Raw genomic sequence first — 12,568 nt, forward strand, 5'->3', positions numbered from 1 at the left:
TTCAGATAAAAAAGGTGCCCAGATAAACCGAGCACCCTTACGGAGTAATTTATTGAATGGCTTTTTTTACTTCGCGCCAGTCAATAATCTTAAAGTTTTGCGGTGCTTGTGGCATACGGTTGTAACCATCTTGCACAATTAGCACCCCTTCAGGGTAGCCTGGTAGCGCAGCCGGTGTCACCGTTAGGCCATCGGTTTCTGATACGCCATCGATTGCTAACTCTAGGTTATTGCTGATTGCAAATTTACCCGCAAACTCAAGGCTAGGGGGATTGCCATCGATAATTTTATAAAGCACATAGCTGTAATCACCTTGGCTAGAAACCACTAAATAACGGGCATCTTTAGCGTGGTAGATTTCCATGCCTTCTACATCATCCACCAGCATATCGTTCACGGTTTGTAGCATTACAGGTTTATTTTCTGCTGTAGGCTCAGCACCAATAAACCAAATACCTTCGTCTTCTTCACCTAAAAATAGCTGTGCGGTTTTATCATCTGCACTGCAACCTTCAGGTTGGCTCGGAACACTAAATTCGCGCACTAGTTGTGCTGATACGCTCTCATTATTACCGATTAGTTTGTATTGCTGAAACAGACCTGACTTATCATTCATAAACACATAGTTACCGGTGTTTGATGAGTACATACACATACCGTAAATTTCTTTTAGAGTCGTTGGCAGCTCTGCAATATGTTGCACCTGATTGTGAGTATCGACGCTGTAAACACTGATGCTGTTATGAGTACGGTTACTGCCAGCAATCCACGTATTAGTTGCGTTGTTGATACTTGCATGTTGGCGCACATCAACATTATTTAAACGGCCAGTTTCTAGCGCTTGTAGCTCTTTGCCAGTAAGGTCATACACCATTAAACCACGACGTTTATCGGTGCCTAAAATCAGGCTTTTTGCTGCATTGCTTGGGTTTACCCAAATTGCAGGATCATCGGCGGCATCACCAAAAGCACGTACTGCATCGGTTTGCGCTTGTGCATTAATGTAAGTAACAGCAGTTGTTTTAGCGCTATTTTTTAGCTTAGCTTGTCTCTGGGTTTGGCCCTCGATTTGACCTTTTACATAATGACCAGATTCATCATCGTATAACACGATGTCAGCTTGATTATTATTAAAGCGCACTGCGGCAGATTCAATTGCCAGTTCTCCAGCAAATTGCCAGCTGCTAAAACGTTTAGTTTTACTTTCGTAGCGATGTAATTGGTTATCTTCAGAAGTGGTGAACCATAAGCTGCCATCATCTGATGTGCTTAAACCGCCAACTTCAGGCGCTAAGCTGCCAAATGGCGACATCATAGCAATGGGCTTTTTATCAGCCCGAGATTCGGCATCTGCGTTAATTTGCCAAATGCCTAGCTCACCTTCACTTAGGTAAAGGGTTTTGCTGTTATCATCAACCGCGCAGCCTGATGTTTCACTTACACCGGCAAACTCGCGTAATTCAAGGTTTAATGCACGTTTGTTTGCAATATCAAACACTAAAGTCTCGCGGATAAGGCCGCGGGCATCAGCCACAAATGCTGACACAGCTTGAGTTGTCGGGTTAGCAAATAAGCACACAGCCTCAGGTTTTGCTTTAGGTGGGCTGATACGGCTAATTTCGGTTAACTGCCATTTTGGTGCTTTTTGTAAGCTAAAAATGACTGCTTGGTCAGCTTCGTTATCGATGCTGGCAACAAGGTAACTATTTTTGTTGATTGCTTTAACAGAGAGCGCTTCGAAATTACCTTTTTGTAATGCGTGCTGTTTACCTGTGGCATCAATGAGTTGTAAGCCTTGGCTTTGTGAGCTCAATAACCAAGCGTCATCAGCAAGGGCTGCTGCTTGTGAGCCTTGCATATTTTCAGTTGTGCCAAAGGCTGTTAATTGGTTTTTACTTGGCGCCTCGGTCGCTGTTGTTTGGCTACAGGCTGCTAGGGTGCTTAGCATCACTGCACTGGCTACAAGGTTAAGTGGTTTTGTAAAATTCATGGGATCCCCAAATATAAAACAAGGCAGCAATGAGCTGCCTTAATAACTCTTTTGTGTATTAAAATGCGTAGCGCAGCATTAACTGAATAACCGGGCCTGCTTCTTCAGACTCCAGTTCATACTCGTCAAAGTCGCGGTTGATTTGGTCATCAACGGTGTCGAACTTGTTAAAGGTTTCGTCTTTACTTGCATCTAGTAGGTTTGAACCTACTAAACGAAGCGTGACGTCTTGCCAGCGTTTTTCTACGAATACTTCAAGGTCTGCGCCGTAGTGTGTGGTTACTTCTTCACCTACGATGCGGCCATAAGCATCACCTTGTTTACGGTAAGTTGCACCGAATGAAGCGCCTAAATCAGGCAGGTCTTGAATAAAACCAACGTTAAATACGTAGTCAGATTGGTCGTTGAATTTACGGCTACCAAAGGTGTCATCTACTTCTGAATCGAGCCATGAGTAGTTAAAGAATACTCCTGTGTTTGGCATGCTAATAGCGCTTAACGGGGTTGATAAATCAAGCTCGATACCTTGAACATTGCCATCACCGGTGTTACGAGGTTGCAAAATATAAGTACCATCACCTTCTGACCCTTGCTGGCCTGTATTGGCGATTTCGATAAGGTCAGTAACATCACGGTAGAACACATTGATACCCACGACGCCGCTTTTACCTAAGCGATACTCATAACCTAAGTCCATACCCCATGATGATTCTGGTTGTAGGTCTGGGTTACCTAAAAAGTCGTTATCGCCTAGTTCTTTTTCAAGTAGAGCGGGGGTGATGTAGTCAAAATCAGGGCGACGTAAGCTACGCGCTACAGAGGCACTCACACGGCCGTTTTCTGAGACGTTGTAGCGTAAGTGTGCCGATGGCAAGAAAAAGTCATAATCGTTTTTAGCGCTCACACCTTCTGCTTTGTCAGTAATGGTTGAGTCGGTTGTTTCATAGCGCACACCTAACTCCCACGAGAAGTCTTGGTCTTCGTGTTTTACTAATGCAAATACATCGAGGCGGTCTTCTTCGAGTTTATTTACACCACCAGCGGCTGCTTCAAACTCGTTGTTAAAGCCTGCCAGTGACAGTGGTGTTTTGCTGAACTGATCCCAGCTTGTAAAGCTTTGTTCGCTTTCATCTTCTGCTTGATAGACGGCGGTATCTCGCTCTTTACCTTGTACAAAGGCACCGAATTGAATCGTTTTGTTCTCGCCTGCAAATAGGCTATGTTGCCATTGTAATGACCATTCTTTGTCATCAAGGTCTACGGTTTCTTCTTCTTCCTCGAACACCATAGGTAGTTCAGAAGTATCGATTTCTACTTCTTGCTCGTAAACAGACTCTTCAAAGCTTGCAAAACCAAGCTTGAATTTACTGGTGCCACCAAAGAGCGGTAACTCATAACCTGAGTTGATGTTGTAGTTGGTTTGGTCGATGAAAGACACATTGGCGTTGTCTGTTTCAAGATTACCGCCTTCAACAATCGAGTTATTGATTGCTGTTGGGTCATCATATTCGAATGAGCGCTCATCTTCAGTTCGATCGGTATCAACCCAAATTGCGCTGATATCGAACTTGCTGCCATCATCAAAGGCTATTTCATAGCTGGCATTTAGCGAAGTATCGTCACCGTCACGAGTATCTGATTGATCTTCGCGGTTATCGAATTCTTCGGTTTTGTAATTGGCGTTATTCTCAGGGCTGTCGCCATAGCGTAAGCTTGATTTCTGTTTTGGGTTATAACGACCTTGTAAGTTAGCGCCAAGTAACAAACGGCCACCAGCAAACTCAGTGCCGTAAACACCGGCAAAGCTTTCTTTTAATTCGCCATCGTCATAACGCAGGCCACCCGCACGAAGGTAACCACCATCTAGGCTGTAACCGTCACGCAATACAATGTTTAGAGTACCGGCAATGGCATCTGCAGAGCGGTTTGCACTTGAAGCACGAATAATTTCAACACGCTCAATTAGCTCAGCAGGAATACGGTCAACAAAAAATGAGCGGTCAGCACCAGCACCAGGTACTTCTTCACCATTAATAAGGACCTTAGTGTAAGCGGGGCTTAAGCCGCGCATACGCGCGCCATCAGACTCTAAAACATCTGATAAAAACGTCACACTGGGTACACGTTTTAATGCATCACCGGCAGTAAGTGGTTCAAAGCGTTGAAAGTATTCTTGTGAGTATTCAAGCGTCGGTGCCAGCTCTTGTGAGCGGTTGCGATAACCGATTTCGCCATATACAACAAGCTCTTCAGAGACTTTTACTTTTTTCTCTTCGCTGCTTTGCTCATCTTGTGCGTAAGCGGCAAATTGACATAAGGCGAGGGCGCTAACTAACGCCTTCGTTTTAAATTGTTTCATGGGGTTGCTCCTGATTGTCCTTGGTTTGACGAGCAAAGTACGCAGCTTAAATGACGCAAATGTGACAGAAAATCGCTAACAGGTAGTAAAAACAAGTGATTAGAGGGTTTAAAAAACACTTTTGAGCTGCAATAACCCTATCTTTTTAAGATAAATACAGTGCTTAAGGGGTTTAATAAGGTTTGACTGTCGTTTTGCTGTCACATCATTGAGCTAATATGACCCTGCTGCTTAAAACGCTAACGGGTTAGCATGGCAGCGAGAATTATTGTTAGGTATCTAAAATGCGATTTAACCCTTTTACTCATCATCGATTTTTAACCAATGCAGTCATTGCTCTGTTTGTGATTGCGTTTTTGCTAAGCGCGCAAGCAGGAGAATTAAAGCCTCTTGCGGATATAGCTTGGTTAGATATTTTAGGCGAAGGTGGCATTGTACTGATGACACTCACTTGGATAGCTGCACTGCTTATTTCAAGGCCGCCTGGGAAAGTAACAAGCTTTTTAGTGCTTGGGCTTGGGCTTTTTATGTTTTCAGCTTCCCTCGATTTATTTGATGAGTGGTTACATCAACCCACCAATACATGGCTCACATGGATAGAATCATTGCCTGCGCCGATTGGCATGATTTTCACAAGCCTTGGCTTGTATCAATGGCACCAAGAACAATACGTACTTAACAGGCAGTTAAAGCGCCGTGAAGCACAGCATCGCGAGCATGAATTAGTGTGCTCAATCACCGGACTTTATAAGGCTGATTATTTACAAGCGGTATTAAAAGAGCAGTTAAATGAACCACAACCGTTGCAATTGGCCGCCATTGATATTCGCGGTTTTGCTGATTTTAACGCTGAATTTGGCTTTATCGAAGGCGACCGCTTACTAGGTGAAGTGAGCGAGCTTTTATTGATGAATTGCCGTCTTACCGATGTAGTGTGCCGCTACGCGGGAGACTGCTTTATGGTGCTGATGCCAAATACCAGCGCAGTACAAGCGAAAGAACTGCTGGCGCAAATTACCTCGGCGCTGAACCATTGTGCATTTAAGGTCGAAGGCGAAAAACACGCTAAGTTTCAAGATGTAACAGCGGCCTTAGTAGGCAGTGTTCAAGGCGATACGCCACAAAGTTTAAGCTCGCGTTTACACGCTAAGTTACAACAACAAAAACAACAAAGAGTCAGCCATTGTGAAGCCGTATCTTAATCAAGATGACAAATACCTCACCGCACAGGGACTGATCACCACGCTGGTGGAGCTGGCCTTAAGCCGCGGCATTGCACTGCATAAGTTACTCAGAGGCACAGGGGTGTTTGAGCAAGACTTAATGAGTGTGCAGCACCAGTTTAGTATTTCACAGCAAGTGCGCTTATTGACGCAATTTAAGCAGCTGATGAAGTCCGCCGACAGCGGTTTTTTATTAGGCAGTCAACTGGCAAACGATACCTCTGTTGCCGCCCAAGGCGTGTTACATGCAGAGCACATTGGGCAAGCTTTAAAGCAGTTACACAATTTGCGCATGCAACTGGCACCTTTGTTATTTAGTTATAGTTATGTACATAACGAGCAGTATTACATTGTGCTGCAAAACGCAGTAGGTTTGGATGATGAAATAAGCCAGTATGTTATGGAGATTTACAGCGCCGCTTTTTATCAAATCCTTAAAAAAGTGGCGGGTGAGCGGGTACCTTGTCAGTTCGAATTTGCCTACAAACGAGCCAGACATAGCCAAGAATACGAACAACATTTAGGCCTTAAAGTCGCCTTTGAAAAGCCAATAACTCGTTGGATTTTGAATAAACAAGCGCTTAGGCTTACTAATCCGGCGTTTAGTAGCTTTAGGTTTTCACAAATTAACTCGCAACTAGCGGCATTAAGTTCTGCCAACAGCACTTTTGTGGAAGCAGTAAGCCGGTTAATTTATCAAAATCCGGCCTTAAATTTAGAACAAGTAGCCAGTCAATTTGCCATGAGCCCCGCAACTTTCAAGCGTAAACTAAAAGCTCATGGCGTGCGTTTTTCTACTTTGTATGATGAGCAAAGTAAGCGTAAAGCGATTTACCTGCTTGCCATGCGTGAGCAGTGCAATGAGCAAGTCGCCATGCGCTTATCATTTTATGATATTGCTAATTTCAGACGAGCGTTTAAACGCTGGACTGGGCTTACGCCAAGTCAATTAAAGGGGTAATTATTTTTTATTCTCTACTTAGGGAGAAAAGGTTTTATGTACATCTTTATTACGGATGAAGTGTAGATAAAAATATATCAATTCCTAGGCAGTTATTTTTCTCAAGCTGCGTTAGACTATTGTTATTGATGTAATTAACCGAGGTCTCAAATGATTGAGTATCCTGTTGACCAACTTCCCCAGTTAATTGATGACTTGCTTCAGTGTGACACCACAACGCGCAAAAATAAGTTACTTGCTGATGCTAAAGAAAAGCTTTCTACCGAGCATTTATCGTTATTGTTTGAAGCGTTACCCAAAGAGCAGCGCTTAGAAATTTGGCAATTACTTGATGAAGATACCCAGCATGAAATCTTCATTAACTTAGGGGGTGATAGTTGCCGCTGGTTATTGCAAAGTCTAGAAGAAGCCGCTGGCTTTAAGCTACTTGACGAAGTCAGTGTAGAAGAGCTACTTGAACTTGAAGAAATTATTCCTGAGCGCTTTGTTGATTATGCACGCAGACAACTTGATGAAGTTCAAACAAAGCAGTACGACCTTGCACAGCAATATAATCCAGAGCAGTTAGGTCACTGGCTCGATTTTGATGCGCTAAAAGTGTCAGAAAAACTCACCGTGGCTGGCGCGCGTAAAATTTTTCAAAAAGGTTTACCGCAGTATACCGAGGTGATTTATCTAGTCAGCCGTAAGGGCACTCTCATTGGTGAAGTGGCAATTAATGCGTTATTTAAAGCCAATGATAGCGACAGCCTGCTGGATTACGCGAACCTTGATGTGTCGGCATTGCATGCTGATGACGACCTATACGAAGCGGCTGAAGTGGTTATTCATAGTGAACAAATGGCGATGCCAGTTGTGAATGCCGACAACAAACTATTAGGCCGATTATCAGTGTCATCAGCTTATGAATTGCGTCAAGAAGTCACCGACGAAGCCGCTGCAAAAGCAGGTGGTCTACGTGAAGACGAGGATCTGTTCTCAAGCGTCACTAAGTCGGCAAAAAACCGCGGTATTTGGCTTGGTATTAACCTAGCAACGGCATTTTTAGCCTCTTGGTTTATCGGTTTGTTTGGTGCAACTATCGAGCAAGTGGTTGCTCTTGCGGTACTAATGCCTGTTGTCGCTTCTATGGGCGGTATTGCGGGTAGTCAGACGTTAACGGTGATTGTGCGCGGTTTAGCGCTTGGTCAGGTTACCGACTCCAACCGTAGAGCGCTGTTGAAAAAAGAGCTTAGAGTGGGCGCGCTAAATGGCTGTGTTTGGGCCTTTGTAATTGGTGTACTCACTTATTTCTGGTTCAACGATGGCATGTTAAGTGTAACCATTACTATCGCTATCTTACTTAACTTAGTTGCTGCTTCGTTATCAGGAGTGGTGATCCCATCGATTTTAGATAAGCTTAAAATCGATCCAGCCCTTTCTGGCTCTGTGATCCTTACCACAGTCACCGACATCGTCGGCTTTGTCACCTTCCTAGGTTTAGGTAGCTTGCTACTTCTTTAAGGGATCGGATGCTGGCTAAAATACTGTTTAGCCAGCTCAACAAATGTTTTAACTCGATTTGACAGCGCATACCTATGTGGATAAACCGCAGCAATCGTTAATGGTTTTAAAGTGTGCTCTGCTAACACTTCAACTAATTGACCTGATTTTATAAACGGGGCTACTGAATAACGGGGTGCTTGAATTATCCCATCACCGGCCGCCGCTGCTTCATTTAAAAATCGACCATTATTTGAGGTCATAGCCCAATTAAACTTGCGGCAAACATGCTGGCCATCTACCCAAAATATCCATTGTTCATTACGAATATGATGGTTGAAAAACAGTAATCTATGCTCAGATAAGGCTGCTATATCTTTTGGAACGCCATGGTTTTTTAAATATGCAGGGCTTGCCCACAAAGATAATGATGAGTGGCAAACAGTTTGCGCTATGTGGCTGGCATCTGGTAATGAAGGGGCAATTCTAAATGCTAAGTCAATTTGGCTATCAAATAAATCAACAGGCGTATTAGACAGTACAATATCTAATTTCACACCGGGAAAAGCGCACTGATATTGACTGACTAAAGGTGCTAAATATTGACAGCCAAATTCTATACTAGTTGAAATAGCAAGCTTGCCGCTAGGCACTTGGCTAAGCGCACTAAGCTCTTCATCAACTTCATTAAATTTATTAAGTAAAGGCTTCATTTGCAGTACATAACTCTGGCCTGCATCGGTTAAACACACTTTGCGGGTGTTCCGCTTTAACAGCAAGCAGCCTAAGTTTTGCTCTAACTGTTTTACATAGCGGCTAACCATGGTGGTAGAGAGCTGCATTTGCTTAGCAGCTTGAGTAAAGCTCTGATATTCAGCGACTAAGCACAAGGCTCTGACGGCTTCTAGTTTGTTCATTGTTATTATTTTTAAACTATAAGTTTATACACTATAAACTTTTGTGAGATGTAAAACCAAGCAATTCAGGTGTAAGTTGATAGCTAAAACAAGAATAAGAGGTGATCATGAAATCGGGTATCAACACATTACTTGCCAGCATTGCATTGGGTTTATCGTCGTCGGTGGTGGCTCAAACCATTGCATTACAAAATGTTAACCTAATCGACGTGGAAGCACTGTCGGTTAATGAAGCACAAACCATCATCATAGAAGATGACAAAATCAAACAAATTGTTCCTGCAAGCAATCGTCGCTTTGCCGACGATGTCATTAAAATCGATTTAGCAGGTAAGTATGTAATACCCGGTTTAATCGATACGCATGTGCACCATGCTACATCACCCGATGATTCAGATAACGATGAAATCACGCGCACTCGCTTGCGTCAGCTTTTACAGGGTGGTGTGACAAGTGTGCGCGATATGGGCGGCGATACCCGCGCTTTGAGCTCACTTAAACGACGAGCCGATAACGATATTATTCAATCACCGGATATTTATTATTCTGTGATTATTGGTGGTAAAGCGTTCTTTTCTGACCCCCGCACAGTCGCCTCTGCAAAAGGTGAAATCCCGGGCACTGTGGATTGGATGCGAGCCGTTGATGAAAACAGTGACTTTGATGCCATTATGCTGCGTAGCAAAGGGCTGGGGGCAACAGGCATCAAAATTTATGCAAATGTGCCAGGGTCAGTGGTAGCAAAGTTATCAAAAGCTTCTAAAAAACATGGCCTTAAGGTGTGGTCGCATGCTTTTATTGGCCCAGCAACACCGCTTGAAGCGGTTAATGGTGGTGTTGAAACAATTTCACATGCTGCTGATTTTGCTGCGCAAGTTATTGAGAATTTCTATGATATGCGCCGTAAAAATGTTGCTTTAACAGAACAGCAAAAAAGCGATGCAAAGCAACTAGAAGCTTATCAAACATTAATAAAGCAGATGAAAAAAAAGGGCACTATTCTAGACTCGACCCTAACGGTATTTGATAAAACCAAAGCCTCTCGTGGTGAAAAAGGGTTATTGCTCAATGAGTGGGGCGGGCTGTTTACACAGTTGGCTCATCAAGCCGGTGTGACTATAGCAGCAGGTACCGATGTGACTAGTGACAGGTTTAATACTGTAACGCCTATGGTCCACCATGAAATGCAGTTATTAGTTGAACGGGCAGGTTTAACGCCTTTAGAAGCTCTACAGGCTGCAACCATTAATGGTGCAAAAGTGATTGGCATTGAGAAAAAAACAGGTTCGATAAAGGCAGGTAAAACGGCGAATCTTGTAGTGCTTAGCAGAGATCCAAGTAACGAGATTACCAATAGCCAAAACATTGTTCATGTGATTAAAAATGGCCAATTTATCCACTTGGGTGATAATGAAAAATTACCGTTTGTGATGGCCCGTGAAGCGGCGGGGTTATTATTTTTATCGGGGCAATTAGGCAACTTGCCAACCACTATGGCTTTGGCTGGCAATGACATCAGCACCCAAATGACGCAGGCGATGAAAAACATTGGCTTTGTTTTGCAAGATCACAATTTAGATTTTAACGATGTTGTTAAATGCACCCTTATGTTGGCAGATATACAAGACTGGCCTTTAGCCAATCAAGCCTACACGCCATTTTTTACTAAATTACCTGCTAGAAGCGCATTTGCAGCCAGTGGCTTAGCACTGGGCGCAAAGGTTGAGGTGGAGTGTATCGCTGCGTTGTAGTGATGCACAGGAAAACTATATACTCTTAACCTAACTTTATATACCTGATTGTAGTTAGATAAAAGGAATGCAGAGTTAGGTAAAGAGGCTTTACTAATTAAAGATCATTGTCCGAAAAATGGACAGTAATGGCAGCCGCAGCTTATTCTGTAGGCTCTAATGATTATTCAGGTTATTTCGCTGCCATTGGTGCAAGTTATCAATTTGATAAACAACAAAGTTTCAAGCTATTTTCCGCAACAGAAGACAGTGATTACGGCTCAGATCAAAACTTAGTACTGAGTTACACTTATCAATTTAATTAAAAAATACTGTTACAAAGCATTAAATTTTGTTAGTTTTCTGAGTGAATTCTCACTGAGAAAGTTGTGCATGAAGAAAAAGTTAGCCTTGTTATTGTTAGGATTATCGAGCCTTAATGCCTATGCCTCTGAAAACTTTAGTGATCATGAGATGTTTTGTGAGCAACAGTCACAAATTAGTTGCTTAGATTACATTAACCAACAGCTTGCAAGCAGTGAGCTTGGCTCTGCGCATTGGTATGAGATTAAATCTTATCAGTTTGATTATTTCTACGATAAGATGGAATATGAGATTTTGAAAGATAGCACTGAGCCTTTTGTTGCGAGTGAAGAGTTACCAGTCGTTTTTCAAGTTCAAGTTTACTTTTACTACGCAAAATCAATGCATTATTTAGGCGACTTTGAAACAGGCCGTAAATATGCCAAAAAAGCATTTGAAAAACTGCAAGCAATCTTCGACTCCTTTGGTAACCCTATGCGCATGGTCGAGCTGGCTAATTTGCAATATGTGTTTGGTAACAAGGAAACAGCACTGCAAATTCTTGATAGGGCAGAGCGCCGCTTTGGCAAAAGCAAAGATCCTATTTTTCACTTTGAACTTGCGTCGAATAAAGCGAATGTTTTTCACTCATTAGGTGATGTAGACGGTGCGCTTGCAAACCGAAAAATCGCAGCCGATTGGATTTTAAAAACCAATCATAACCGCAAAATCTCTGTGGCTTTAGGTAACTTAGCTCGCACCCATCAACTTTTGGCGAATTATGCTCAAGCAGATGAAGTTTATGTACAGTCTCTTAAGTACATGAATTCAGACTCAGATCGAAATGTGATAGCTATTTATAAGTTACGCTTAGCTGAAATCAATTGGCAAGCAGGAAAGCAAGATCAAGCATTAAAATGGTTTAAGCAAGTGCATAAAGAAGACATTCGGCAATCACATGCGAAACTTTATGCACATCTCGCTAATGTACTTTAGATATTGTAAAAACACCCAGGTTTTTCGTCTTCACCCGGCGCTAAAATTTGTAGATGGGTTGACTCACCTTGTTCCATCAAAGGCTTCATTGTTTTATCAAATTGTTTAGCGGCATGTTCGATTAACTTTGCTTGCTGTTCTAGTGCTTTAAAATCAGCATCATGAGCGGCCATAAGTTTATTTAGTTCTTTAGCCAGCTTATCTTGCTCTTTTAATAAGCTTTTATTAATTCGCAGGTGGTTCTCGTCTTCAATAACTGCTTCTTCGGTGATCGCTTCTATTTGCTCAGAGTACTCAGTGACTTGTAGTTCTATGTCACTAATTGGTTGTTCTAGCGCTTCTAGTTTTACCTGCTCACGTTCAAGCTCTAGGTATGCAGCAATCTGTTCGTTATTGAGGGTGCTTTCGCTTACCTTTTTGCAATCTTTAAAAGTAATAACACGATAATCGTTTTGGTTGCTTGTTGTACTGGCATTTGAGAGGCCAATACAGGCAGTAGTGGCTGTGATTAAGAGTGCACTTGCGCTGATGCGTACTAAATTCATAATGATGTCCTAATGGGTTATGTTATTTAGTTAGTCGCAACAAGTTTGCATATAGTTTATCT

Annotated in this window: 10 protein-coding genes; 6 read left to right on the forward strand and 4 right to left on the reverse strand. The window is 42.6% G+C overall.

Annotated features, from left to right (window positions below; all coding sequences use genetic code 11):
• Positions 1 to 49 precede the first annotated feature (49 nt).
• Positions 50 to 1,990, reverse strand: a complete 1,941-nt coding sequence (locus L1D46_RS08585; RefSeq protein ID WP_239977348.1) for a phytase — start codon at positions 1,988 to 1,990, stop codon at positions 50 to 52.
• A 58-nt stretch (positions 1,991 to 2,048) separates the two neighbouring features.
• The gene (locus L1D46_RS08590) at positions 2,049 to 4,349 is read right to left on the reverse strand and encodes a TonB-dependent receptor (protein ID WP_178927252.1); all 2,301 of its coding nucleotides are present in this window, start codon (positions 4,347 to 4,349) and stop codon (positions 2,049 to 2,051) included.
• A gap of 284 nt (positions 4,350 to 4,633) precedes the next feature.
• Here L1D46_RS08590 and L1D46_RS08595 point away from each other — a divergent pair, with 284 nt between their 5' ends.
• From L1D46_RS08595 to L1D46_RS08605, 3 genes are all read left to right on the forward strand, one after another.
• Positions 4,634 to 5,551, forward strand: a complete 918-nt coding sequence (locus tag L1D46_RS08595; protein ID WP_130050935.1) for a GGDEF domain-containing protein — start codon at positions 4,634 to 4,636, stop codon at positions 5,549 to 5,551.
• Positions 5,535 to 6,533 carry an AraC family transcriptional regulator gene (locus L1D46_RS08600; protein WP_130050936.1) on the forward strand — a complete coding sequence of 333 codons (999 nt, stop codon included), beginning with the start codon at positions 5,535 to 5,537 and terminating at the stop codon, positions 6,531 to 6,533. Before L1D46_RS08595 ends, L1D46_RS08600 begins: the two co-directional genes overlap by 17 nt.
• Positions 6,534 to 6,683: 150 nt before the next feature.
• On the forward strand, positions 6,684 to 8,036 hold the full coding sequence (locus L1D46_RS08605; RefSeq protein ID WP_167658019.1) for a magnesium transporter: 1,353 nt from the start codon (positions 6,684 to 6,686) through the stop codon (positions 8,034 to 8,036).
• On the opposite strand, the gene L1D46_RS08610 is transcribed toward L1D46_RS08605, so the two are convergent.
• Positions 8,033 to 8,932: a LysR family transcriptional regulator gene (locus tag L1D46_RS08610; protein ID WP_130050938.1), complete on the reverse strand. Its 900-nt coding sequence runs from the start codon at positions 8,930 to 8,932 to the stop codon at positions 8,033 to 8,035. The genes L1D46_RS08605 and L1D46_RS08610 overlap by 4 nt on opposite strands.
• 107 nt (positions 8,933 to 9,039) lie before the next feature.
• On the opposite strand from L1D46_RS08610, the gene L1D46_RS08615 reads away from it, so the two are divergent.
• The 3 genes from L1D46_RS08615 to L1D46_RS08625 all read left to right on the forward strand — a co-directional run bounded on the left by L1D46_RS08615 (position 9,040) and on the right by L1D46_RS08625 (position 11,961).
• On the forward strand, positions 9,040 to 10,683 hold the full coding sequence (locus L1D46_RS08615) for an amidohydrolase family protein (protein WP_239977350.1): 1,644 nt from the start codon (positions 9,040 to 9,042) through the stop codon (positions 10,681 to 10,683).
• Between the two features lie 128 nt (positions 10,684 to 10,811).
• On the forward strand, positions 10,812 to 10,988 hold the full coding sequence (locus L1D46_RS08620; RefSeq protein WP_239977351.1) for a hypothetical protein: 177 nt from the start codon (positions 10,812 to 10,814) through the stop codon (positions 10,986 to 10,988).
• Positions 10,989 to 11,055: 67 nt separating this feature from the next.
• On the forward strand, positions 11,056 to 11,961 hold the full coding sequence (locus L1D46_RS08625) for a tetratricopeptide repeat protein (protein WP_239977353.1): 906 nt from the start codon (positions 11,056 to 11,058) through the stop codon (positions 11,959 to 11,961).
• On the opposite strand, the gene L1D46_RS08630 is transcribed toward L1D46_RS08625, so the two are convergent.
• A complete protein-coding gene (locus L1D46_RS08630) occupies positions 11,958 to 12,506 on the reverse strand; it encodes a hypothetical protein (protein ID WP_167658014.1) in 549 nt (182 codons plus the stop codon). The two genes, L1D46_RS08625 and L1D46_RS08630, sit on opposite strands and share 4 nt — an antisense overlap.
• Positions 12,507 to 12,568: the final 62 nt, after the last annotated feature.

The organism is Pseudoalteromonas sp. Isolate3, from assembly GCF_022398505.1.
Classification (GTDB): Bacteria; Pseudomonadota; Gammaproteobacteria; order Enterobacterales; family Alteromonadaceae; genus Pseudoalteromonas; species Pseudoalteromonas apostichopi.

Bases quoted from the DNA above. Each gene is read 5' to 3' on its own strand.
- L1D46_RS08585 (WP_239977348.1), bottom strand. From the start codon at position 1,990: ATGAATTTTACAAAACCACTTAACCTTGTAGCCAGTGCAGTGATGCTA.
- L1D46_RS08590 (WP_178927252.1), bottom strand. From the start codon at position 4,349: ATGAAACAATTTAAAACGAAGGCGTTAGTTAGCGCCCTCGCCTTATGT.
- L1D46_RS08595 (WP_130050935.1), top strand. From the start codon at position 4,634: ATGCGATTTAACCCTTTTACTCATCATCGATTTTTAACCAATGCAGTC.
- L1D46_RS08605 (WP_167658019.1), top strand. From the start codon at position 6,684: ATGATTGAGTATCCTGTTGACCAACTTCCCCAGTTAATTGATGACTTG.
- L1D46_RS08610 (WP_130050938.1), bottom strand. From the start codon at position 8,932: ATGAACAAACTAGAAGCCGTCAGAGCCTTGTGCTTAGTCGCTGAATAT.
- L1D46_RS08615 (WP_239977350.1), top strand. From the start codon at position 9,040: ATGAAATCGGGTATCAACACATTACTTGCCAGCATTGCATTGGGTTTA.
- L1D46_RS08620 (WP_239977351.1), top strand. From the start codon at position 10,812: ATGGCAGCCGCAGCTTATTCTGTAGGCTCTAATGATTATTCAGGTTAT.
- L1D46_RS08625 (WP_239977353.1), top strand. From the start codon at position 11,056: ATGAAGAAAAAGTTAGCCTTGTTATTGTTAGGATTATCGAGCCTTAAT.
- L1D46_RS08630 (WP_167658014.1), bottom strand. From the start codon at position 12,506: ATGAATTTAGTACGCATCAGCGCAAGTGCACTCTTAATCACAGCCACT.